At 68.4% G+C, this 22,886-nt stretch carries 21 protein-coding genes; 9 read left to right on the top strand and 12 right to left on the bottom strand.

Annotation, left to right across the window (positions count from 1 at the left end; translation table 11 throughout):
* Window positions 1-52 precede the first annotated feature (52 nt).
* A complete protein-coding gene (locus ACFVM3_RS15940) occupies window positions 53-1,033 on the top strand; it encodes a YihY/virulence factor BrkB family protein (protein WP_378439303.1) in 981 nt (326 codons plus the stop codon).
* Window positions 1,034-1,412: 379 nt separating this feature from the next.
* On the opposite strand, the gene ACFVM3_RS15935 is transcribed toward ACFVM3_RS15940, so the two are convergent.
* Together ACFVM3_RS15935 and ACFVM3_RS15930 are read right to left on the bottom strand one after the other, a co-directional pair.
* Window positions 1,413-2,294: a manganese catalase family protein gene (locus tag ACFVM3_RS15935; protein ID WP_378439301.1), complete on the bottom strand. Its 882-nt coding sequence runs from the start codon at window positions 2,292-2,294 to the stop codon at window positions 1,413-1,415.
* A gap of 30 nt (window positions 2,295-2,324) precedes the next feature.
* Window positions 2,325-2,780: a DUF4383 domain-containing protein gene (locus ACFVM3_RS15930; RefSeq protein ID WP_378439299.1), complete on the bottom strand. Its 456-nt coding sequence runs from the start codon at window positions 2,778-2,780 to the stop codon at window positions 2,325-2,327.
* A gap of 172 nt (window positions 2,781-2,952) precedes the next feature.
* On the opposite strand from ACFVM3_RS15930, the gene ACFVM3_RS15925 reads away from it, so the two are divergent.
* The gene (locus ACFVM3_RS15925; RefSeq protein WP_378439297.1) at window positions 2,953-3,633 is read left to right on the top strand and encodes a hypothetical protein; all 681 of its coding nucleotides are present in this window, start codon (window positions 2,953-2,955) and stop codon (window positions 3,631-3,633) included.
* A 126-nt stretch (window positions 3,634-3,759) separates the two neighbouring features.
* Here ACFVM3_RS15925 and ACFVM3_RS15920 read toward each other — a convergent pair whose 3' ends face one another.
* Entirely contained in the window at window positions 3,760-6,093 is a 2,334-nt protein-coding gene (locus ACFVM3_RS15920) for a chitobiase/beta-hexosaminidase C-terminal domain-containing protein (RefSeq protein ID WP_378439295.1), read from the bottom strand.
* Between the two features lie 189 nt (window positions 6,094-6,282).
* Window positions 6,283-6,738: a hypothetical protein gene (locus ACFVM3_RS15915; protein WP_378439293.1), complete on the bottom strand. Its 456-nt coding sequence runs from the start codon at window positions 6,736-6,738 to the stop codon at window positions 6,283-6,285.
* A gap of 170 nt (window positions 6,739-6,908) precedes the next feature.
* On the opposite strand from ACFVM3_RS15915, the gene ACFVM3_RS15910 reads away from it, so the two are divergent.
* The 3 genes from ACFVM3_RS15910 (at window position 6,909) to ACFVM3_RS15900 (ending at window position 9,310) form a co-directional block, all read left to right on the top strand.
* The gene (locus tag ACFVM3_RS15910; protein ID WP_378439291.1) at window positions 6,909-7,736 is read left to right on the top strand and encodes a peptidoglycan-binding protein; all 828 of its coding nucleotides are present in this window, start codon (window positions 6,909-6,911) and stop codon (window positions 7,734-7,736) included.
* A gap of 120 nt (window positions 7,737-7,856) precedes the next feature.
* Window positions 7,857-8,480, top strand: coding sequence for a cyclodeaminase/cyclohydrolase family protein (locus ACFVM3_RS15905; RefSeq protein WP_378439289.1), 624 nt, complete (start codon window positions 7,857-7,859; stop codon window positions 8,478-8,480).
* On the top strand, window positions 8,477-9,310 hold the full coding sequence (locus ACFVM3_RS15900) for a bifunctional 5,10-methylenetetrahydrofolate dehydrogenase/5,10-methenyltetrahydrofolate cyclohydrolase (RefSeq protein ID WP_378439287.1): 834 nt from the start codon (window positions 8,477-8,479) through the stop codon (window positions 9,308-9,310). Before ACFVM3_RS15905 ends, ACFVM3_RS15900 begins: the two co-directional genes overlap by 4 nt.
* A 221-nt stretch (window positions 9,311-9,531) precedes the next feature.
* Here ACFVM3_RS15900 and ACFVM3_RS15895 read toward each other — a convergent pair whose 3' ends face one another.
* Complete coding sequence (locus ACFVM3_RS15895; protein WP_378439285.1) at window positions 9,532-10,104, bottom strand: TetR/AcrR family transcriptional regulator; 573 nt, start codon at window positions 10,102-10,104, stop codon at window positions 9,532-9,534.
* A gap of 50 nt (window positions 10,105-10,154) precedes the next feature.
* Here ACFVM3_RS15895 and ACFVM3_RS15890 point away from each other — a divergent pair, with 50 nt between their 5' ends.
* Window positions 10,155-10,958, top strand: a complete 804-nt coding sequence (locus ACFVM3_RS15890) for a class I SAM-dependent methyltransferase (protein WP_378439283.1) — start codon at window positions 10,155-10,157, stop codon at window positions 10,956-10,958.
* A 44-nt stretch (window positions 10,959-11,002) separates the two neighbouring features.
* Here the strand turns inward: ACFVM3_RS15890 and ACFVM3_RS15885 are convergent, their stop codons facing one another.
* The 4 genes from ACFVM3_RS15885 to ACFVM3_RS15870 form a co-directional block, all read right to left on the bottom strand.
* The gene (locus tag ACFVM3_RS15885) at window positions 11,003-12,448 is read right to left on the bottom strand and encodes a cellulose binding domain-containing protein (RefSeq protein ID WP_378439281.1); all 1,446 of its coding nucleotides are present in this window, start codon (window positions 12,446-12,448) and stop codon (window positions 11,003-11,005) included.
* Window positions 12,445-14,763, bottom strand: coding sequence for a cellulose binding domain-containing protein (locus ACFVM3_RS15880; protein WP_378439279.1), 2,319 nt, complete (start codon window positions 14,761-14,763; stop codon window positions 12,445-12,447). Before ACFVM3_RS15880 ends, ACFVM3_RS15885 begins: the two co-directional genes overlap by 4 nt.
* 99 nt (window positions 14,764-14,862) lie before the next feature.
* The gene (locus tag ACFVM3_RS15875) at window positions 14,863-15,453 is read right to left on the bottom strand and encodes an NADPH-dependent FMN reductase (RefSeq protein ID WP_378439277.1); all 591 of its coding nucleotides are present in this window, start codon (window positions 15,451-15,453) and stop codon (window positions 14,863-14,865) included.
* Window positions 15,454-15,461: 8 nt separating this feature from the next.
* Window positions 15,462-16,646 (bottom strand): MDR family MFS transporter, encoded by a 1,185-nt coding sequence (locus ACFVM3_RS15870; RefSeq protein WP_378439275.1) that lies wholly within the window; start codon window positions 16,644-16,646, stop codon window positions 15,462-15,464.
* A gap of 48 nt (window positions 16,647-16,694) precedes the next feature.
* Between ACFVM3_RS15870 and ACFVM3_RS15865 the strand changes: the two genes are divergently transcribed.
* The gene (locus ACFVM3_RS15865; RefSeq protein ID WP_378439273.1) at window positions 16,695-17,684 is read left to right on the top strand and encodes a DUF5937 family protein; all 990 of its coding nucleotides are present in this window, start codon (window positions 16,695-16,697) and stop codon (window positions 17,682-17,684) included.
* Here ACFVM3_RS15865 and ACFVM3_RS15860 read toward each other — a convergent pair.
* Window positions 17,670-18,035 (bottom strand): RNA-binding S4 domain-containing protein, encoded by a 366-nt coding sequence (locus tag ACFVM3_RS15860; protein ID WP_034318646.1) that lies wholly within the window; start codon window positions 18,033-18,035, stop codon window positions 17,670-17,672. The genes ACFVM3_RS15865 and ACFVM3_RS15860 overlap by 15 nt on opposite strands.
* A gap of 173 nt (window positions 18,036-18,208) precedes the next feature.
* Here ACFVM3_RS15860 and ACFVM3_RS15855 point away from each other — a divergent pair, with 173 nt between their 5' ends.
* The gene (locus ACFVM3_RS15855; protein ID WP_378439271.1) at window positions 18,209-19,750 is read left to right on the top strand and encodes a GMC oxidoreductase; all 1,542 of its coding nucleotides are present in this window, start codon (window positions 18,209-18,211) and stop codon (window positions 19,748-19,750) included.
* A 42-nt stretch (window positions 19,751-19,792) separates the two neighbouring features.
* On the opposite strand, the gene ACFVM3_RS15850 is transcribed toward ACFVM3_RS15855, so the two are convergent.
* Window positions 19,793-20,272, bottom strand: coding sequence for a carboxymuconolactone decarboxylase family protein (locus ACFVM3_RS15850; RefSeq protein WP_378439269.1), 480 nt, complete (start codon window positions 20,270-20,272; stop codon window positions 19,793-19,795).
* Complete coding sequence (locus ACFVM3_RS15845) at window positions 20,269-21,348, bottom strand: dihydrodipicolinate reductase (protein ID WP_378439267.1); 1,080 nt, start codon at window positions 21,346-21,348, stop codon at window positions 20,269-20,271. The genes ACFVM3_RS15850 and ACFVM3_RS15845 overlap by 4 nt, the downstream gene beginning before the upstream one ends.
* Before the next feature lie 366 nt (window positions 21,349-21,714).
* Between ACFVM3_RS15845 and ACFVM3_RS15840 the strand changes: the two genes are divergently transcribed.
* The gene (locus ACFVM3_RS15840) at window positions 21,715-22,860 is read left to right on the top strand and encodes a Cmx/CmrA family chloramphenicol efflux MFS transporter (RefSeq protein WP_378439266.1); all 1,146 of its coding nucleotides are present in this window, start codon (window positions 21,715-21,717) and stop codon (window positions 22,858-22,860) included.
* The last annotated feature ends 26 nt before the right edge of the window (window positions 22,861-22,886 follow it).

The raw sequence follows: 22,886 nt of genomic DNA, 5'->3' as shown, positions 1-22,886 counted from the left end.
TTTCGCCCCGGCGCCACCGGGTAAGCCAAGGAATCCCCAGCAGGAGGTTCCCTTGGCTGCCACAGCGAAAGACCCGGACGGTCCCACCGAGTTGTCCCGACGATCGTGGTGGGCCGTACTCAAGCGGACATTCGTCCAGTTCAACCGCGACAACATGCTGGACTGGGCGGCGGCGCTCACCTACTACGGCGTGCTCTCGCTCTTCCCTGGTCTGCTCGTGCTGACCGCGATCCTCGGTCTGATGGGCCCGTCGGCCACCCAGGCACTGGTCGAGAACGTCGGCCGGATCGCACCCGGCCAGGGCCGGGACATCCTGATCGGCGCCATCGAAGAGCTGTCCAAGACCGGTGGGCTGGCCGGAACCGCGGCGATCATCGGCACCGCGGGCGCGTTGTGGTCCGCTTCCGGCTACATCGGCGCGTTCATGCGGGCGTCCAACGTCCTCTACTCGATGCCCGAAGGCCGCCCGATCTGGAAGACCGTGCCGTTGCGGATCGGACTCACCATCGCCGTGCTGATCGTGCTCGCCCTGTGTGCCGCCGGGGTGGTGGCGACCGGCGGGATCGCCCGCTACCTCGGCGACCTGATCGGTCTCGGCTCGACCGGCGTCCTCGTCTGGGACATCGTGAAATGGCCGGTGATCGCGCTGCTGGCGGGGCTCGCGTTCGCGATGCTCTACTGGGTGAGCCCCAACGTGCGGCAGCCGAAATTCCGGTGGCTGACACCGGGCGGCATCGTGGCCGTGCTGCTCTGGGCCGCGGCCACCGCCGGGTTCGCCTTCTACGTCAGCAACTTCGGCTCGTACAACAAGGTCTACGGTTCGCTCGCCGGCGTCATCGTGTTCCTGATCTGGCTGTGGATCTCGAACATCGCCGTCCTCCTCGGCGCCGAACTGGACGCCGAACTCGCGCGTGGCAAGGAGCAGGCCTCCGGATCCCCCGCCGACGACGAACCCTTCCTCCCGCCGCGTGACACCAAGGCGATGGACGACGACGAAGCAGCCGCGGTCGCCGAAGCGAAGACCTCGGACTGATCCGCCTCGCTCGACTGTCCGCAGGGGGACACTTTCGGGTACCTACCTGGGCGCGGCCGACGTTGCGAAAGTGGCTTTCGCAACGTCCGGCGGGACACGCCACCCCGGCGGTACAGGAAGAGGCACCGGTTCCGAATGGGTCGGGTCTCGTGAACCATTCGGACGACACACGTGATCAGGCGGACGACACGCGTGACTGGACGGACGACACGACCATGCGTGCCACCCGTGCACCGCAAGACACGGCTGGCCCTGACCGTCCGGGCCGCTCACCGCCGAGAGCCGAAAGCTCCTTTCGCTGCATCAGACGCGGCGAAGGGAGCCTTCGGCCCACCCAGGCTCCTTCCCCCGGCCGAGGGGAAGGAGCCCTTCGCGATGCCTAGCTCTTGCTCGACTTGGTGGCCTTCTTCTTGGCGTCCTTGACCTTGCCCTTGACCGTCCCGACCGCGTCCTGCAGCGGCGCGTAGGTGCCGTAAAGCGCCGGGTCGGGCTTCGGAGCGGTGCCCGGTCCGCCGAGCGGCTCGGGTTCCATCAGGTACTCGAGCCCGTCTTCGCCGAAGCTCCAGCCGCCCTTCGAACCGTCCGGGCCGTCGGACAGGTGCCAGACGGTGTTGTTGTGTTCCTGGTTCTCCTCGTCGAACAACGCCGTCGGCGCGATGTCGCTTTCCAGGCCGTCGGCCTTGAGTTCCTCGATCGCGGCGAGCCACTGCTTCTGGTGCACCGTGTCCCGCGCGAGGTTGAACTGCAGCATCGCCTTCACGCCGGGGTCGTCGGTCATGTTGTACAACCGGGCCGTCTGCAAGCGGCCCTGCGCCTCGGCCGCCACGTTCGCCCGGAAATCGGCCAGCAGGTTGCCCGACGCCACGACGTAGCGGCCGTTCCAGGGGTAGCCCTGGCTGTCGCTCGGCGTGGCGCCGCCGCCGGAGATGATCGCCTGCTGGGGATCCATCCCGCCGAGAATCGCCGCGGTGGCCGGATCCTTCGCGGCCTCGGCCACCGTGGTCGCGGGTGCCCCTTCGAGGAGCCGGGCGACCATCGTCGCGAGCATTTCCACGTGACCGATCTCCTCGGTCGCCGTGTCCATGATCAAATCCTTGTACTTGCCCTCGATCCGGCAATTCCAGCCCTGGAACAGGTACTGCATGGTGACGGTCATTTCACCGTAGGCGCCGCCGATGAGTTCCTGCAGCTTACGGGCGTACAAAGCGTCCGGCTTTTCCGGTTTGGCCTCGAATTGGAGCGATTTGGTATGACGGAACACTGACAACCTCCAGAGAATTCAGGGAACGGACTAGCGCGAGTCGGCGATCGGCGCCTTCGAACCGGAGAGCGGAATGAGCCCGAGGGCGAGCATCCCGACGGCGAGCCCGAGGTGCAGCCAGTTGTCGGCGGTGTTGACCGGCACGAAATTCGCCGCCGAGCCGTGGTCGATCAGCAGCCCGTACAGCCACAGCACGAGGTAGATCACCCCGCCTCCGACGAGGAACGCCTTCGCGCCGGTCACCGTCCGGGCCAGCAGAATGCCCGCGACGCCGAACGCCAGGTGGACGATGTTGTGCAGGATCGACACCTGGAACACGCCCAGCAGCAACGCGCCGGACCCGTGCCCGGCGCCGCTCAGCTGCTCGTAGTTCGTCGTGATGCCGGGGATGAAACCGAGAATGCCGACGAGCAGGAAGACCGCGCCCACGCCGAGGGCGATGAGCTGGCGCGGAGCCCGCCGAACCGTGGCCGGCGATGCAGTCATGGATTTCCTCCGATCCAGGTGGAACAGGATGGGCGAACAGCACGCGAGTACCCGGACGTAAGGCGCTCACACCGGCAAACCGAGGTTTTCGATTCCAGGGGAATTCCCGTGTAATCCGGCTCGCCCGGGGTAGCCCCTGCGGAACACACACGTCACCGGGAGGGTGGAGATCGTGGCCGAGGACAACGCAGCACAGGCAGGGCCGGTCGGCAGGCTTTTCCGCACCGGATTTCACGCGCTGGCGGCGCTTCGCGGCGCGAGGGCCTTCCACCCGAACGGACTACTCCTCAAAGGAGAACTTCACGCGTTGCGGCGCGATGAGCTCGCATTGCCGGACGAGCCGGTCGCCGTCACCGTGCGGATGTCCAAGGGAGCCGGTCTCCCGGGACGCGTGCCCGACGCGCTGGGGATGGCGGTACGGATCCCGGCCGTCGGCGGCCATCCGTGGGATCTCACGTTGACCACTTCGGGCGCCGGCCTCGCCGGTCGCGTGTTGCCGCGGCCGGCTCGCGCCTGGACCACCGGTCGCTACAGCTCGTTGGTGCCCTATCGCGTGAAGGGTGGACTGGTCTGGCTGTCGGCCCGTGCGGAGACGACACGACGCGCTGAAGCGTCGCTGGACGGATTGAGGCGGCTGGTGGCGGAAGGGCCGGTGACCTACCTCGTCGAGACGGTCCGGGCGAACGGACATCGGAAACCCTGCGCGACGCTGACCCTCCGCGAGGTCGACGACGACTCCCCTCGCCCCGCCTTCGATCCGATGCTCAACCCACCGCCGGGCTGGGAGCTGCGGCCTGGCTGGCTCTCCGGGCTGCGCGAGCGGGCCTATGAAGGCAGTCGGGAGGGTCGATGATTCGCCCTCGGCCGCGCCGTATAGGACGTTATACGCGAATCGATTCGAGGGGCCAAGTACGTGAAGGACCCCTTCACCGCGCTAGACGCAATGAAGGGGTCCTTCACGTACTTCAGGCGACGAGCGTTATGGGTAGCTCACCAGGTTGCTCGGCCGCGTGTCCGGTGGCGTCACCGCCCCGGCGTCGTTGATCACGTGCGTGATGGTCCCCTTGTAGTTCAACGAAACCGTCACCATGTTGTGGAACCGGACGCCGGAGCGGTTCGGCACCTCGAACGCGTGATACAGATTCACCGACGGGTTGTCGTTGAAGAAGCAGTAGCTGCCCAGACCCCACGCCTCGTGGGAGGTCACGTTGTCCCCTACCTTGTACGCGGCGTACCCATTGAGCCCGTTGGGACTCTTCCAGCCCGCCTGGTCCGGGACGTCGTACGGGATCTCGTTCTGGAAGAAGATCGTCCTGCCGTTCTGGCCGTTCCAGATCACCTGGTACTTCTGGTAATGCTCGACGAACAGGCCGGTGGCCAGCACGTTGTCGCCGTTGACGACCACGCCGGTGTCACCGGTGTTGATCGTCCAGCCGTAGGTGCCGGCGTTCCCGTGGTCGGCCCGCCAGGCCCAGATGTGGTCGATGATCGTGTCACGGCTGTTGACGATCAGGCTGTTCGTCGCCTTCCCGGCGATCTGGCCGCCGATCCGGAAGAACACGTCCTGCAGCGTGGTCGGGTTCGCGGCATGGTTCGCCGTCGAGCCCGCCTGCCCGACCGTGAGCAGCGAATGCGAGTTGGTCGTCCCGGCGTCGAACAGGAGGCCCTTGATCCGGACGCCGTCCACGTCGGCGACCTTCATGGCGTCGACGCCGTTGTCCGGCACCAGTGTCGGGTAGCCGACGCCGAGGACGACGGTGTTCGCCTTCGTCACGTTGAGCGTCTGGTTCAGGTGGTAGACGCCCGGCGTGAAGAACAGGTTGCAGCCCTGGGAGAGCGCGGTGTTGATCGACGCCGCCGTGTCCCCCGCCTTCACCACGTAGAACTGGCTCATCGGCAGCGAGCTGCCCTGAGTGCCGCCGTTGGCCCAGCTCGGCCCGGAAGCGTTGGTGCGCAAGGAAGGCAGGAACACACGGTACTTGCCGGAGCCGTCGAGGTACAGATACGGGACGTCACGGGACACCGGCGTGGTGCCGAGCGTCGTCTCCGGCGGGTTCGGGAAGGTGTTCGCGGGAGCGCCGCTCGTTCCGGAGAAGACCATGTTCCAGACCCCGCCGTCCCAGCTGCCGTAACTGCTGTCCCGGGTGTACCACTGCTGCTGCGAGATCGACGCGGTCTGCCCGGACACCTTGCTGTCGGCGGTGTACCCGCCGCTGGCGAACCCATAGCTGGCCGGGTAGAGCTGGAGCCCGCCGCGGATGTCCATCCGGCGGAACGGCGCGGCCTGGGCGACGGCCCAGCGGGTCGAGCCGCTACTCGGGACGACGGCCAGGTTCTCCGCCGAGCGCCAGAAGTTCTGCAGCGCCACACCCTTGTCCGACTCGTTGAACGCGTCGACGGTCACGTCACCGTTGATCACGACGTCGCCAGGGTTCTGCCCGAGCCCCGCCACGGAGGTGTAGTAGCCGACGTTGTCGTGGATGCCGTTGTAGACGCCGGGTTTGAACAGATGCGCGTACCGGCGCTCGGTGAACTGCGCGGTCAGGGTGTCCTTCTGCGCGTTGAAGTCCGCGTCGAGCCTCGCCTGGATCGACGACGCCGACATCCCCGGGTCGAAGATCCGCACGTTGGGCCCGAAGTCCGGGACCTCGGCCTGGGCCGGGCACGTCGCCTGGGTCGATCCGATCGTGTAACTCGCCGACGCCACCGGGGAGTTCGCCGAGCCGGACTTGAGCGCGATCGCGGAGATCGTCGAGGAGGCGGAGACCGTGATCGGGCCCGTGTACAAAGTGGACGACGCCGTCGGGGTGGAACCGTCCACTGTGTACCGGATGGTCGCGCCGGCGGTCGCGCTCGACAAGGTCACCGAGCGGGCGCTCGGGTAGCTGCCGCCAGGTGGATCGAACGTCGGCGAGGCGACGGTCGTACCGCTGCCGCCGTGGGTGTACGTGAAGTGCGGGGTGTCGTGCTGCGGCCCGCCCTTCTCGTAGGTGAACCAGTAGTCGAGCACCGTGCCCGCGGACAGCGAACCGACGGTGTGCCGCCACGTGCCGCCGTTGTCGGTCATGCGGACGTTCTGCTGCCCCAACCCCGGAACGCCGGTGTAGTGGATGTCGACGTACCGCGCGGGCGTCGACGGCGTGAAGGAGAACTGTGCCTGGCTCGCGTTCAAGGAGGCGGCACTCTGGCTGTAGTCGGCGGCCGCGGCGGTGGCACCGCCCAGCCCGCTCGCGATCAGGAGCGCGGAAAGGCCGGCGGCGAGCACGCCGCGAACCCCTTTCCGTCGTGGGGACCGCACAAGGATCCGGTTCACGTCGTGACACCTCCGGCGTTGGAAATCCACGGGCGAAGCAATTCGTTGCGCGCCACAACAAAGTAGCCGTCCGTGCGATATGTCCAGATCACGCTTCGGTAACAGTGGTGGTCCAAACCACTGGCTGCGCCGGACAGCCCAAGGCGATGCGACCGTTCGGTGTCCTCGCGTGGTGCGATCGGGCGCCGGTCAGCGGTCCGGGACGACGTAGAGCGTCGACGCTTCCCCGCCGTGCATGGCGCTCAGACTGGTCCGGCAGGCCAGGAGGACCTCGCGGTTCGCGACGGTGTCCGGCGGGACACCGCAGCCGTCGCAGAAGAGCTCGACCGAGCCGGGGAAGGTCTCGTCGACCCGGACTTCGACCGTGCGATCACAGCGGCGGCACCAGCGATGCCCGGTGACGACCAGGACGTGCATCGGATCGGAGATGCACTGATGCACCCAGCCGCGGTGGACGTAACACGTCGTCCGGACGTGCGCGCTCAGGCCGTGCTCCTCGGCCACGTCCTCCGCGGCGAGGATCGCGGCGAGCCGCCGGTCGGGGATCTCGCCGTACCGGTCCCGGCGTCGCGCCGGCGGGGCCGAGTCCGCCGCCGCGAGCAGTCTGAGATGAGCCCTTGAGGGTGGCTGAGTACGTAGCACCATGTCGGTCTCGACCTTTCGGCGTCCACCGGAAGTCTTATCAGCTCGGTTCCGGTTTCGCCGGAGCGACACCCGACCGGGCGACAAGGACCTGAGAAAGGTTCGTTTGTACGGCCCTTGTATTCACGCTGCCCATGCTGACCGGACAACCGAATCCGCTCAGGAGGCAGGAATTGTTGACCAAGGTAGCCGTGCTCGCGACAGCGACCGCGCTCTCCCTCGGCGTGGCCGCCGCACCGGCCGGCGCCGAAGTGACCGCGTTGCCAACGGCCAGCATGGAAGCGGTGCTCAAGGCCGCACAGATCGACCCGCGCCGGGCCGACAGCGCGCTGACCCCCGGGGCCAAGGACAGCGTGCTGCTGGTGGAGCAGGCGCTCGCCGCCAAGGGACTGCTCGCCCAGCAGTACGTCGACGGCCATTTCGGGACGTCGACCATCACGGCGTACTCCAGCTACCAGAAGTCGCTGGGCTACACCGGGATCGACGCCTCCGGCCTGCCGGGCAAGACGTCGCTCGAGAAGCTGGGCGAGGGCCGGTACACCGTCACCGCGGTGGTCTCGGCGGGTAGCCGCCTGACCTACCACGGCAAGACGATGAACACGCGGACCAAGGCGATGCTGGTGAAGGCCGAGGGTCTGCTCGGCAGGCAGCTCACCATCACGCAGGGCTCGTACAACCCCGGCGGCGTCGGCGCTTCGGCCGGGACGCACGACGGTGGCGGCGCGCTCGACATCGGCGTCGAGGGCATGTCCTCGACCACGCGGACGGACGTCGCGCGGAAGCTGCGACAGGTGGGCTTCGCGGCTTGGGTCCGGACCCCGGCCCAGGGTTTCGCCTACCACATCCACGCCATCGCACTGTCCGACCCGGACCTGTCGTCGGGCGCGCAGCACCAGGCCGGTGACTACTACCTCGGCTACAACGGCCTCGCCGGCCGCGGTGCCGACGACGGCCCCGCCGTCACGCCGAAGCTGACTTGGGAGGAGTACCAGCGGTCCTGACCCGCTGGCCGGAGGCCGCCTTCGCCGATGTCGATCGTCGCGAAGGTGGCCTTCGGGCTGTCCGCGAAGCCCCAGGTAGGCTTCGGCGCGACGGCAAAACCAGCGGGAAGGGAACATCGCGTGGAGGCTCAACCGGTCGGTCAGTGGCTCGACGAGCTGGCATCGAAGGCCTCGACGCCCGGTGGTGGCGCGGGTGCCGCGATGAACGCCGCGGTCGGTGCCGCCCTGGTCTCCATGGTGTGCAACCTGACCATCGGCAAGCCGAAGTACGCCGAGCACGAGGCCACCATGACCGAGGCGCTCGCCAAGGCCGAGGACCTCCGGACACGTGCGCTCGGCCTCGCCGCCGACGACGCCACCGCGTTCGACGCCGTGGTCGCCGCGTACAAGCTCCCCAAGGCCACCGACGAGGAGAAGCAGGCGCGCACCGCCGCGATCCAGGCCGCGCTGGTCGGCGCCGCGGAGGTCCCGCTGCGCACCGCGGCCCTCGCCGCCGAGGTCATCGACGTCGCCGCCTCGATTCTCGAAGGCGCCAACACCAACGTCATCTCCGACATCGCGGTCGCGGCCTCGTCCGCCAAGTCCGCGCTCGAATCGGGTGTCGTCAACGTCGAGGTCAACCTCGCGTCCATGGCGGACGAGCAGCTCCGCAAGGAGACCGAGGCCCGTCTCACCGAGTACACCCCCGCCGCCGGGCGCGCCGACGCCCTCATCGCCCAGGTTCGCGAAAGGCTCGCCCGATGACCCTGATCGACGGGCGCGCGATCGCCGCCGCCATCACCGCCGAAGTCACCGAGACGGCCGCCAAGCTCCGCGAATCGGGCACCGTCCCGACGCTCGCCGTGCTCGTGCCGACCGACGACGACGCCACCGCCTGGTACGTACGCTCGATCGAGCGTGCCGCGAAGAAGGTCGGAGTCGACTGCCGCGTGGTCCAGCTCGAGAAGCCGACCGGCGAGGACGTCACCCGCGAGCTCGACAAGCTCTCCGCGGACCCGTCGGTCCACGGCATCATCTGCCAGACCCCGTTGCCCGAAGGGGTCACGCTCGACGACGTCGGCGCGCACATCGACCCGCGCAAGGACGTCGACGGCGCGAACCCGGTCAGCCTCGGCCGTCTCACCGCTGGCCTCCCGACCTACGCGCCCGCCACCGCCGCCGCGGTGCTGGAGATCCTGAAGCGTGAGCAGGTCGCCCTGTCCGGCGCCCAGGTCGCCGTCGTGGGCCGCTCGACCGTCGTCGGCAAACCCGCCGCGCTACTGCTGCTCGGCGAACACGCGACGGTCACCGTCTGCCACTCCCGCACCAAGGACCTCGCGGCGGTCACCAAGACCGCGGACGTCCTGGTCGTGGCCGTCGGCCGCGCGCACTTCATCGGCGCGGACCACGTGAAGCCCGGTGCCGTCGTGATCGACGTCGGCACGAACCCGACGCCCGAAGGCGGGCTCGTCGGCGACGTCGACCAGGCCGCGGTCGAGGAGATCGCCGGCTCGATCACGCCGGTGCCGGGTGGCGTCGGCCCGGTCACGACGTCGCTGCTGCTGCGGCACACCGTCACCGCCGCGCAGTCCTGATCAACGACGAGAGGCGGCGAGTCCATTGTGGACTCGCCGCCTTTTTCGTGCGGCGAAGCGAAAGTGGGCGTGTTGCGAAAGCCACTTTCGCAACGTCGGCGGGGGCAGCGACCTGTGATCGAAGGCGTAACTCACGTGATCAGACACGTATCTCGCGTGATCAGAGGCCGCACACGAAGTTACGCCTCCAATCACGCGAGTTACGCCTTCGATCACGCGAGTTACGTCCCGATCACCGTCTCTACGACCTTCCGCACCTGAGTCGGTTCCGGCGGCGGTGCGGTGCGGTCGGCGTAGAGCAGATGCGCGGCACCGATGAGCGTCGCCGCGAGGGTTTCGACGTCGGCGTCCGCCGCGATCCTGCCCTGCGCTCGTTCAGCCTCGAGATAGCCACCGATCATGACGGCGGCTTGAGTCAGCACCGGAACCCCGGCTGGCCACTCGCGGCGCAACCGGGCACGCAGCTCGTCGCGGAAGATCACGAGCGGGACGATCGCGACCGCGACCGACTCGAACACCGCGGTGAGCGCCGAGGTGAGGTTGTCCACGACCGTTCCGGTACCGACGGCTTCCCGGAGGCCCTTCTCGTCCAGCTTCTCGATCCGGTCCAGCACGAACTCGGCGAGGAATCCGTCGAAGTCGTCGAAATGCCGGTGAAGGACGCCTTTCGCGCAGTCCGCCTCTGTGGTCACCGCGCGGCTCGTGAGCCCGCTCGGCCCATCCCGTAGCAGGACACGCTCCGCCGCGTCGAACAACTGCGCGCGGACGGCGCGCAGGGCTACCCCGGTCGGCATACGGCTCCCTTGCGTTGACGAGTGGGCAAGCGCCCACTTAAGGTGGGCACATGCCCACTCTACCTTCGGGGCAAGAGCCTCATCGCTATCGGCAGGCCGCGGAGTCCTTCGGCACGGACGTCGAACGCTACGACCGGACCCGGCCCGCCTATCCCCCGGAACTCATCGGTCACCTCATCGCCACCGCGCCCGGCCGCGAGGTCCTCGACGTCGGCGCGGGCACCGGAATCGAAGCGCGCCAGTTCCAGGCGGCGGGTTGTCGCCTCCTCGGCGTCGAACCGGACTCGCGGATGGCGGAGTTCGCTCGCCGAAGCGGCGTCGACGTCGAGGTCGCGAAGTTCGAGGAGTGGGACCCCGCCGGACGCCGGTTCGATCTGCTCGTCTCCGGGCAGGCCTGGCACTGGGTCGACCCGGTGGCGGGCGCCGCCAAGGCCGCCGAGGTGCTACGGCCCGGCGGGCTCCTGGCCGCGTTCTGGCACGTACCCGAACCGCCGGAAGAGGTCGCGAACGCCTTGGCGGACGCTTACCGGCGGCTCGTGCCGGATTCCCCGATCGATCTCGACAGCGTGCCGAAACAACCCTCTGACCCGTACGGGCCACTCATCGTGAAGGTCGCCGACGGTCTGCGCGATGCGGGCGGGTTCGGCGAACCGGAACGAAGCCGCCACGACTGGGACCGGGTCTACACCCGGGACGAATGGCTGGACCAGCTTCCGACGTTCGGTTCGCTCACCTGGGTCGAATCCACAGTGCGACAAGAGATCCTCGCTGAAGTCGGCGCGGTGATCGATGGGCTGGGCGGACGGTTCACCGTGCGGTACGCCACCGTCGCGATCACCGCGGTCCGCGACTGACCCGCCGGTGACGGGAGCCGCGCCGCTCCCGTCACCGGCGTCCGTCAAGGCGTGACGGGGATGTTGGTCAGCCCGTTCACCGCCCTCGACACGGTGTTGGACGCGTGGACGACGTTGGGCCGGTCCGAGCACTTCGACGTCGACGTGATCTTGATGGCGTACTGTCCGACCCCGCCGAGATCGGACCTGTTGTCCCGCCACACGTTCCCGCAGCCGTTCGGGAACGACGGGGTGGTCCCGGGATTGTGCGTCTCGTAACCGTTCGCGAACGTCCCCGGCGAAGCGAAGGTGCCGGCGTTGCCCTCGATCACGTAACCGGATCCCTTGACGTCAACCCAGGAATCGGCCGAGTTCTGCCCGGAAACCCCTTGGCCGTCGAAGGTGTTGCCCCGGATGACACCGTCCACGGTGCCCTCCTTGACGTCGATGGCCTCCGCCGCGACGTACGGCCCGATGTGGTTGTCGAGCACCTGGATCCGGTCGCTGCGGTCGACCCCGCCGGAGTTCCCGTGGCACGCCCAGTTGGAGTTCGCCGAGCCGAGGTAGACGCCCTCGCCGTAACCCGCCTGCACGAGGCCGGTGTGACTGATCGTCGAATCGCGGATGACGCTGTCCGCCGAGGAGCGGCGGAAATGCACGGCCTCCTCGTCGATCCGGTGCACCCGCACTCCCTCGATCACGGTGTGGTGCGAATTGTCCGCGACGATGCCCTTCTTCGACTCCTGCACGGTGAAGCCCTTGAGGTGCCAGTACGGCGCACCGTAGAGCCAGAAGCCGTACCCGGAGTCCCAGCCCGCGGTCGGCGCCGGGCAGGACGGCGCCTCGCCGGACGGGCCGTCGTTGATCAGGACCGCCGTCGACGGTCCGGTCACCGTGATCGGCGCGCCCGCCGTGCCGGGTTTCGTGGCCACGAACGAACCACGATAGGTCCCGGCGGCCAGCCGGATGGTCCGGCCGGGGCTCGCGGCGGCCAGCGCGGCCTGTAGTTCCGCCGCCGTGCTCACGTCGACCACGTCACCCGCGGGAACGCTGGTGGTCGTCGTCGGCGGTTCGCTCGTGGTGGTGGGCGGGGTCGTGGTAGTGGTCGGTGCCCCTCCCCCGCACGGGCTGCCGTTGACCGTGCAGCCGGTCGGCAGGCCGAGCCCCTTGGTGTTGAAACCGAACGACGCGGTGCCGCCGGGTTTGATCGTGCCGTTGAAGTCGGCGTTGGTGACCTTGTAGTGCTGGCCGGTCCTGGTGAGCACCGAACTCCACGACGTCGTGATCGTGGTGCCCTCGGGGAGATCGAACTCGATCGTCCACTGTGTACTGTTCGCGTCGCCCGCGTTGGTCAGCGTGTACTTCCCGCCGTATCCGCGGTCCCACGCCGAGCTCTTGGCGAAGGTCGCGGTCAGGCTGGGCGCGGCGGCCTCGGCGGTGACGACGGCACCGAACAGGCCCGCCGCCGACGCCGTGGCCGCGATCGCGGCGAGCAGTCGTTTCCTCGTCATTCCGTGCCTCCGCATTTCGTTCCGGCGATCGAGCACGCGACCGGGAGTCCCTGACCTGCGGCGTTGAAGCCGAACGTCGCCGAGCCGCCGGGTTTGACGCTCCCGTTGTGGGCCGCGTTCCCGAACCGGTAGTGCTGTCCGGTCCTGGTCAGCACCGAACTCCACGATCCGGTGACCGTCGTCCCGGCTGGCAGGTCGAACTCCACCGCCCACGAACCGACGGCGGCCGAACAGGTGTTGGTGACGGTGAAGCCGCCACCGTAGCCGCTGTCCCACACCGACTTGCGGGTGAACGTCGCGTTCAGGCATGTGCTCGGGGTCTGGGTTGTCGTCGAAGTGGTGGGGCTCTGGCTCGTCGGCGAAGTCGGCGAGGACGGCGGGGTCCCGTCGACGGACTTCAGGAAGAGCGACGACGCGGCATCGGTTTTGCTCGCGTCGACGCCGTGCCCTCCGGTGTAGTCCCGCTGCTCGTTCTTCGCCCAGTCGGCGATCGGCGTGCCGCCGATGTCGAGGTGTTTGTACGCGGTGCCGTCCCAGCCGAAGGAGTGGACGCGGTGCCGGTCGGCGTAGAAGTCGTTATACGGGCCGTTGTCCGCGTGCTGTTTGGTCATGGCGTTGTTGAAGAACACGTTGCGGGGGCCGGAAGCTCCCGACCACTTGACCGCCTTCTTGCCCGCGCCCCACCAGATCGGGAACCAGTTCGAGTCGTCGGGACCGCCACCGCCCTCCTCACCGCAGTTGGCCCGGCAGTTCCCGGAGCGGTGCGCGTACGGGACCTTGACCGTGTTGAGTTCGAACAGGTTGTTGCGTTCCCAGCCGCCGTGCAGGTTGAGGTCGGAGTCGAACGAGTTGCCGATCACCACGTTGCCCGCGGCGGACCACTGGAAGGTGAAATGCCGCAGCTGGGTCGAAGTGTTGCCGGCGTAGAGCGAATCCCAGACGCGGGAGCCGCGGAAGTAGCCGTTGCCGCCCTTGCCCTTGTTCCACGACCCGTTGAGTTCGTTGTCGACGATCTGGAGGTTCTTGGCCTCCTCGGTGACGATCGGATGCGATCCCGTCATATCCGCGCGGATACCGCGGATCCAGGAGTTCGCCGCCCATTTGAAGACGATCCCGTGCATCTCGGCGGCAGGCGCCATGTTCCCGTAGTTGTTGTTCGCCTCCGCGGGGTTCAGGCCCGGCATGTCCTGGGTGAACCCGAGATTCTCGAATCCGACACCGAGCACCGGGTCGACCAGCGGTGCCGCCTTCGAGTCGTAGGTGGCGCCGTCGATCGGGACCGAACCGTCCGAAGTGGAATTCACCGGGACGTCGTACTCGAGCGGTTTGTCGAGGGTGATCGTGCGCGCGGAGGTGTCGAGCGCCGCGATCGTGAAGATCTGCTGGCGCATGTGCATGTTCAGCAGCGGGAACGTGGTCGGCGTCGCCTGCTGCTGCTCGTAGAACTTCCGCGAGTTGGCCGCCCTGATATTGACCAGGTTCCCTGCCGCGAGCGACGTCAGGGCACCGCTGCTCGCCAGGTGGACGACCTTGTCCCCCATCCGGGCGGCGAACGCGGTGTCGCCCGGCTTGCCCCGCAGCTTCACCCCGGACTTCCAATGGACGTTGATCGTGCCCTCGAAGATGTCCTTGCGGTTCACGGGCGCCGAGGCGTGGTCGCTCGCGTAGGACGTGTGCACTCCCCTGGACTGGACACGGAACAACCCGCGCCCTGGCCACAACCAGCCGCCCTTGCCCGCGCCCGAGGTCATCCCGTCCTCGTCCCAGTCGGAACCGTCCGGGGTGAGGGTGTCGTAGAGGGTGTTCGCGTCGGGTTTGTAGACGAACTTCGTGGCGTCCCTGCCCGCGCCGCGCAGGATCAGGTAGTCGGCGTCGACGTGGATCTCGTGCGTGACGTCGAACCGGCCCGCCGGGAAGGTGATCGTGCTGAGCTTGGTGTAGCTCCCGGACGGCGAGCACGCGCTCTTGATCCCGTCGATCGCCGCCTGGATCCCGTTCGTGTCGTCGGCGCCGTCGTCGGGTTCGACGTTGTACTGACTCGCCAGCTCGGCCGCGGTGACCTGGCAGGTGGCGTTCGGATTCACCTCACCGGGGCCGGGTAGCGCGGCACCGCCGCGATACCCGGCCTTGGACCAGTCGTAGAGCCCCGCGATCGGCGCGCGGCGGTTGGCCGCTCCGAGGTCGAGACCGGGCAGCGCGCCGGGTCCCGGCGCCGCGTCCGCCGGCTGGGGCGGGACCTGCAGGAGCGCGGCGGTGGCGACCACGGCGGCGACCGCCGGGAGGACGGCACGACGAAGAGGACTTTTTCGGGACACCCGAAACCTCCGTGACGGACTGACGGAAGGTGTTGCGGCGTGTACACCCGGACCCCGTCTTTATAGTTCACGTCCCTGTCGCTCGTCAACGGATGTGAATCATGTCCATGTATGTGAACGCGCGAACGTCGCGATATGGGTGGAGAACGCCTCCAGGTAGCGGCGAAGGAACGCCTCCGTGCCCTCGTCCGTCACCTTGCCGTTGTCCGTGATCAGCCCATCGGTGTACCTGATGTAGGCCTCCGGCTGGCCCAGCACCGGCGAATTGGTGAAGGACAGGATGCTCTTCAAGTGCTGCTGGGCCACCGCCGTGGAGATCAGTCCCGGCGACGCGCCGATCACCGCGGCGGGCTTCCCGTCGAGGGAGTTCGAGCCCCACGGCCGGGTGGCCCAGTCGAGCGCGTTCTTCAGTGCCCCCGGGACCGACCGGTTGTACTCGGGCGTGACGAACAGGAGCGCGTCCGATCCTTCGATCGCCCGCTTCAGCTCGCGTGCCACCGCCGGGAAGTCCTCGTCGACAGAGCGGTCGTACAGCGGCAGGTCACGGATGGGGATCTCGGTCAACCGCAAGGCCGCCGGCGCCAGCCCGGTGAGGGCCCCGGCGAGGCGCCGGTTGATCGAATCGCGCGACAGGCTGCCGACGACGTAGCCGACTTCATAGGTCATGGTCGTGCCTTTCTTGTTTGTCATCCTGCGAATCAGAGGAAGGCGGCCCGGCGTCGCACCGGGCCTCCCAGAGCCACGGCGCCGAAGGCCGCGGTCATCCCCACCACCCCGACACCGCCCCAAAGCGGGCCCGGTCCGGACGGCAGCAGCAGGGAGCCGAGCACCGGCGCGAGAACCGCGCCCACCGACCAGCTCATCCCGGACACCCCCGCGTACGTGCCTTGCAGTGTGGGCGGCGCCAGGAGGGAAACGATGGTCGGGATCGAACCCGCGACCGCGATCTCCCCCGCCGTCCAGACCACCACCGTGACCGCGAGCCCGCCCGCGTCGTGCACGAAGGCCGTCAGAGCGAACCCGGTGGCCACGACGGCCGTCCCCGCCGCCAGCACGCGGTTGGGATCGAGTCGCGAGAGCCGTCTCCCGGCCAAGGGCTGCACGGCGACGATCAGGACGCCGTTGAGCGCCATGACCAGTCCGAAGTGGGTACCGCTGATCCCCTGTCCGGCCATGGCGAGCGGCAAGGTGGTGAACGCCTGCGCGTACAGGGCGCCGTAGGCCGTCGTCACGACGCTGAAGGCGAGCATCACCGGGTCCCGGAGCACCGACCGCCAGGCGCCACCCACCGGCTCGGTTGGCCTGGATTCCGGGACCGCCCGCCACACGAGCACCGCGAAGGCGACGGCGACGGCGGCGTTGACCCCGAACATCGCCGTCGCACCGTGGTCGGCGAACCACCCGCCCGCCACCATCGCGACGGCGTAACCGAGGTTCACGCCCCAGAACAGCAGTCCGTACGCCCGCGGCCGGACCGAAGGTGGGACCAGGTCGGCCACCATCGCCTGCGACGCGGGACGGTAGGACTCGATGGTGAGGCCGAGCAGGAACGCCGTCACCGCCACGAACGCGAATCCGGTCGCGGCGCCCATCAGGACCATCGATGCGGAGGTCGCGAGCATGCCGCCGGTCAGGGTCACCCTGCGGCCGAACCGGTCGGCGAGGCGGCCGGCGACCACGTGCGAAAGCACCGAGCCGACGCCGAACGCGGCCATCACCGCACCGGTCTCGCCGATCCCGAAGCCCTGCACGCGGGTCAGGTAGACGGACAGGAACGGCTGCACCATCGCGCCTGCTCGATTGACGACAATCCCCAGCCACAGCATCCAGAACGGACGCGGGAGCGACCGGGGCCCGGCAAGCGGGGAGGTGTGGGTGATCATGCGGTCCATCGTTGACCGGCGGTCCCGGAGCCGATAAGAGTTTCAGTTGTGGCTGAATCCTCGTGGGCGGAGTTCGACTTCACGTCGAGCGACCTGGCCCGGCTGCGCTTCGCGTTCTCTCCCGCCTCCGAGGCGATCGCCAGCTTGCGACTGCTCCAGGACCCCGGCAGGCACGCGGTGCACCTGCCGTGGATCCGCGCCGTCCGTCCGCTCCTCCGCGACCTCGACCTGCGTCTGCTCTTCGCGCTGGTCCCGCTCGGTGCCTACTTCGCGGACTTCCTGACTCCGCCGCCGTCCAGTCCGGTCCCCGACATCGACGCCGAACTCGACCGGATCGCCCACGCCGATCTCGACGAGGCCGTCGCGGAGGCCTCCCGGGTCCCCGCCGCCGCGAGCGACGTCGTGCAGCGGTTCCTGGCGGACCCCGCCGCGGGGGTCGCGCGTGCCACCGAAGAACTCCGGCTCTACTGGGACGTGGCGCTGGCCCGGTTCTGGCCGCAGATCCGGGGACTGTTCGAAGCGGAGATCCTCCGCCGAGCCCGCCAGCTGGCCCGTGACGGGGCAGGCGCACTGTTCAACGACCTGCACCCGAACATCTCGTGGGACGACGGACGGTTACGGGTGCGCACCCGCGCGTGGAAACGCAGCGGGCCGCTGGGCGGCGACGGGCTCATCCTGATCCCGAGCGTCTTCCACTGGCCCGACACGGCGGTGATGGCCGAGCCGTACCAGCCGAACCTGGTCTATCCCGCGCCCGGCGTCGCCACCGTGTGGACGCGGAACGTCGTCCCGACCACCGGTGCCCTGGACGCCTTGATCGGGCGGACCCGCGCTCGTGTCCTCGTGGCCATCGCCGACGCGGCGACGACGACCGCGCTGGCCCGCCGGCTGATCATGGCGCCCGGCGCGGTCAGCCAGCACCTGAAGGTCCTGTACGACACCGGCCTGATCACCCGTCATCGGACCGGACGCGAGGTGTTCTACGCGCGCTCGGCGCTCGGCGACACCTTGTGCGCCAACGGGTCAGTGCTCACCTGAACGGAACCGGTCGAGCACGCGGCGCTCCCGTTTCGTCGGGCGCCCCGCGCCCCGCTCCCGCCGCGCGACCGGGATGGCGGCCTCGGGCGGCGGCGCCGGCGTCCGGTCGATGAAGCAGGTCGCGGCGTCGGCGGCACCGACCCGTTTCTGGATCACGCGCGTCACTTCCAGGATCCGCGTCGTGTCGTGTACCCGCGCGCGCACTTCGTCACCCGCCACGACCGTGGTCGCGGGTTTGGCCGGTTTGCCGTTCACGCGGACATGGCCGCCACGACAGGCCGCCGCGGCGTCCGGGCGTGTTTTGGTCAGCCGGACGGCCCACAGCCAGCGATCAACTCGAGTGGACTCCACAGCAGTACATAGTGGCCTATCGGCCGGCTTTATTGCCACCCGGCATAGCCGCAGGTATAACTTGTTCTAAATCCCTCAACGGTGAGGAAGATCACGTGAGCGACGAAACCATGTGGAGAAGCGCTTCCGGACAGTTATCCCGCCGCCTCTTTATTGCTGGAACTGGTTCTATCTTGGGGGCGGCGGCCCTCGGCGGGACCGCTTCCGCGAAAAGTTCGATCGCCGATGCCGCCCGAATCCCGGCACTCGTCATCGGATCCGGATACGGCGGCTGTGTCGCCGCGCTCCGGCTCGCCGAGGCAGGCGTCGACGTCCATCTCGTCGAGCTCGGCATGGCCTGGGACACCCCTGGCACGGACGGCAAGATCTTCGCCAACACCACCAAGCCCGACTACCGCTCGTTCTGGCTGCGGACGAGGACCAAGCAGCCGCTGAGCAACTTCCTCGGCTTCCCGCTGGACAAGGACGTCCCGCGCCACACCGGGATCCTCGACGCCGAGGACTTCAGCGGCATCACCGTCTACCAGGGCCGCGGCGTCGGTGGCGGCTCACTGGTGAACGGCGGCATGGCCGTCACGCCTAAGCGCGAGAACTTCGGCTCCGTCCTTCCGACGGTGAACGCCGACGAGATGTACGGCGTGTACTACCCGCGCGCCAACACGGGTCTCGGCGTCGCCACCATCGACCAGAACTGGTTCGAGACCGCCGAGTGCTACCAGTACGCGCGGGTCGGCCGGAAACACGCGCAGCGGTCCGGTTTCCCGTTCCTGTTCGTCCCGGACGTGTACGACTGGGACTACATGAAGAAGGAACAGGCGGGCACGGTGCCGAGGTCGGCGCTCGCCGGGGAGATCCTCTACGGCAACAACGCCGGCAAGAAATCGCTGCAGCAGACCTATCTCCCGCGGATCAAGGCGACGGGGCGGGTGACGATCTCGGCGCTGCACCGCGTCACTTCGGTGACGCCCGCGTCGGGCGGCGGGTACACCGTGGTGATGGAGCAGCTCAACACGGGCGGCACCGTGACGGCGACGAAATCCGTCACCGCGGACAAGGTGTTCTTCGCCGCGGGCAGCGTCGGCACGAGCAAACTGCTGGTGAAGCTCAGGGCCACCGGCGCGCTGCCCAACCTCAGCGCCGAGGTCGGCAAAGGCTGGGGCGACAACGGGAACGTCATGTGCGGGCGGGCCAACCACATGTGGGACGCCACCGGGGCGTTGCAGTCGTCCATCCCCACCGCGGGTATCGACAACTGGGCGGCGGGCGGTGCGTTCGCCGAGGTCGCGCCCCTGCCGACCGGCATCGAGACCTACGCCTCGTTCTACCTGTCGATCACCAAGAACCCCCACCGCGCGACGTTCTCCTGGAACCCGAGCGCGAACAGGGTCGACCTCGACTGGCAGACCGCGTGGAAGCAGCCGTCGATCGAGATGGCGAAGACGATCTTCGACAAGATCAATTCCAAGGAAGGCACGATCTACCGGACCGACCTCTTCGGCACCTACAAGATCTGGGGCGACCATCTCACGTACCACCCGCTCGGCGGCGCGGTGCTCGGCAAGGCCACCGACAACTACGGCAGGCTCCACGGATATCCGGGGCTTTACGTGATCGACGGCGCGCTGATTCCGGGGAATACCTCGGTCAATCCGTTCGTCACCATTACCGCGCTGGCGGAAAGGAACATCGAAAAGATCGTCGCCACCGATCTGTGACGACGATCCGCAATGGGCCGGGGCGACAACCCCGGCCCATTCTTATATCTTCGGCAGAACGCAGACGGTGTCGATCCCCAGAACGTGGTTCAACCGTCCGAAGGCGAGCCAGGAACCGATGCTCATGCTCAGCTCGACGATTTCCTTCTGGCTGTAATGCTCGGCCATCCGCTTCCAGAATTCGTCGTCGATGCCGTGGTGGTCGAGCGCGTAGCGTTCGGCGTATTCGGCGGCCAGCCGGGTCCGCTCGTCGAACGCGTCGGTGGTCCGCCACTCGGTCACCGCGTCGGCGAACTCCTCCTCGACCTTCACCCCGTCACGCTCGGTCCGCCAGTCCAGGCAGAAGACGCAGCCGTTGATCTGCGCGATCCGCAACCGGGCCGCTTCGAACTCACGGAGCCCCAGCGTGGTGTGCGAGTACACCGCGAGCGAGAGTTGCGAGGCCGCGACACCGATCCCGGGCACCATCTCGCCCCATACGTAGCCGATCGGGTCCTTGCCCTCGGGAATGTCGATGTTCATCGCGCGCTCCTTCCGAGCTTGCCGGTCGCCGGTCGCAGGGGGACGTCGAGTGCGTCGTAGAGGCCCGGTTTCGCGTCCACGAGCCAGTCGATGGCGCCGACCAGCCTGCCGACCGCCGTCGCGTTGCCGCCGGCGGACCGGTTCTCGCCCTCGTCGGTGGCCTCGACGGAGACTTCGATCCTGGGACGGCCCTCGATGATCACCTTGTGCGCCCCGTCGCCGCTGGGCGGCATCGGCCAGTCCGGCGCGCACGACGCGTGGATCCGGGTGACATGTTCGATGACGATCCGAGGCTCGTTGTCCACGATCCCCTGTACTTCGAACCGGACCGCACCCTGAGTGCCCGCTTCGAACTCGCCCATCGCCCGCGTGGTCACGGTCTCCTCCAGCGGACGGCGGTCGAGCGTCTCCCGGATCTCGTCCAGTTCCACCCCGAGACCACGGGCGATCAGCCGCACCTGCCCGCCCCACACCATCGTGGGCACCGACGGGACCAGCATCGGCGGCTCGTAGTCCATCGGCTGCCCCATGCCGACCAGGTAGCGGACGGAGTCCGGCTGGTCGTAGGTGGAGTAGTCGAAGATCTCCTGGCAGCGGACCACGTCCACGGTGGTGCCGAGCCCGCTGATCAGCAACGGCAGGATGTCGTTGCCCCACCCCGGATCCACCCCGGAGACGAACAGCGACCCGCCGCCCTCCGCGATCGCCGCGAGCACGGGCTCCCGCAGTTCTTCGGGCGCGTTGCGCTGGTCGTACAACGCGTAGAGCGCGGGCGTCACCACCACCGCCCCGGCCCGGATCGCGCGGACGATGTCGGCCAGCGCGTCGGCGGGCCGGATGTCGCCGGACGCCGCGTACACCACCGCACGCGGACCCGCCGCCAGAATCGCTTCGACGTCATCGGTCGCCGCCACACCCAGTTCGCCGTCGATTCCCGCGAGCGCGGCCGCGTCGCGGCCGACCTTCGCGGGATCGTGCACGAGCACACCGGTGAGTTCCAGCGCCGGATGCGCGTCGACGGCCCGGAGGGAGGCGCGACCGATGTTGCCTGTACCCCAGACAACAGTGGGAATCATGAAGTCGAGATTAACCGAACACCGGCACCGAAACAATCGCGAAAACCGCAGGTCAGAGTGCATTACTCGGGTTCATTCCAGCGGGCAACGAAAGCGTTCCGGCACGCGGAACGGACACCGTTTTCCGCGGTGACCGGCAATCGGGTTGAGTGGCGACGCCCGGCATGTGTAGTGTGCGTTCCCGTGACGAGCCCCGAGTCGGACAGAACCCCGCCGCCGGTCATCCGGCGGCGAGTCGTCGTATCCGGCCGTTAGCGTCGGCCCTCTCGCTTCCCGGTGACCGGAGCGCTGTTCCGTGCGTCCGGCCGGGTTTCTCCTGTTCCGCGCACGGCTTCCTCCTGCTCACTTTTCCTTGGGAGTCGTCCGTTGCCCCTGTTCGTCTATGTCCTCGGCCTTGCCGTCTTCGCGCAAGGCACCTCCGAATTCATGGCTTCCGGTCTCGTGCCGGGAATCGCCGGTGAGCTGTCCGTCCCGGTGGGCGCGGCCGCCGCGCTGACGTCGGCCTACGCCGTCGGAATGATCGTCGGCGCACCCGCCATGGCCGTGCTCAGCGCCCGCTGGCCTCGTCGCCGGGCGCTGGCCGGATTCCTGACCGCCTTCGTCGTGGTACACGTCATCGGCGCCGTGACGACGAGCTTCCCGCTGCTGTTCGGCACCCGGGTCGTCGCGGCGATCGTCAACGCCGGCTTCCTCGCCGTGGCCATGCCCGTGGCGGTCACCCTGGCACCTCAGGGAAAGCAGACGCGGGCGACCGCGGTCCTGATGGCGGGTATCACGCTGTCGTGTGTCGCCGGAGTACCGGCGGGCGCCGTACTGGGTGACCTCGCGGGCTGGCGGTCCGCCTTCTGGGCCGTCGCCGCGTTGTGCCTTCCCGCGTTGGTGCTGGTGTTCCGTTCCGCACCCGCCGGTGCGGCGGAACCGCACGAAGTCTCGATCCGGCGCGAAGCCCTTGAACTGAAAGCACCTCCCGTACGGCAGGCGATGCTCCTCGGCGCGTTGGTGAACGGCGCCACCTTCGCGACGTTCGCCTTCCTCGCGGTCATCGCGACCGATGTCGCCCACCTCCCCGCCGGAGCGGTTTCCGGTCTGCTGGCGGCGTTCGGCGTCGGCGCGTTCCTCGGTGTCACAGTGGCGGGCCGCACGGGAGACGGCGAACTCCGGCGCGGCCTGGTGCTCGGATTGTGCGCCCTGCCGGTGGGCTGGGCGGTGCTGGCGATGCTCGGGACGCGGCCGATCGCCTTGTTCGTCGTGACGGCCGTCCAAGGTGGACTGTCGTTCGGCTGTGGTTCCGCACTCGTGGCTCGGGTCATGCACGTGGCCACGGGAGCTCCGACGCTGAGTGGCTCGTTCGCGACCGTCGCACTGAACGCGGGCGCGTTCCTGGGTCCGGTGCTCGCCGGATTCGTCACGGAGTCGACCGGTGACTACCGCTACGCCATCTGGATCAGCGCGGCGATCACCCTCCTCGCACTCCCGCTCGTCGTGCGGCGCGCCCGCGTGCGTCATCGATGAACGCGGGGCCTGGATACCATCGGCCG

The sequence above is a fragment of the Amycolatopsis sp. NPDC057786 genome (assembly GCF_042797905.1).
Taxonomy (GTDB): Bacteria; Actinomycetota; Actinomycetes; order Mycobacteriales; family Pseudonocardiaceae; genus Amycolatopsis.
This window is presented reverse-complemented; position numbering and strand designations above follow the sequence as displayed.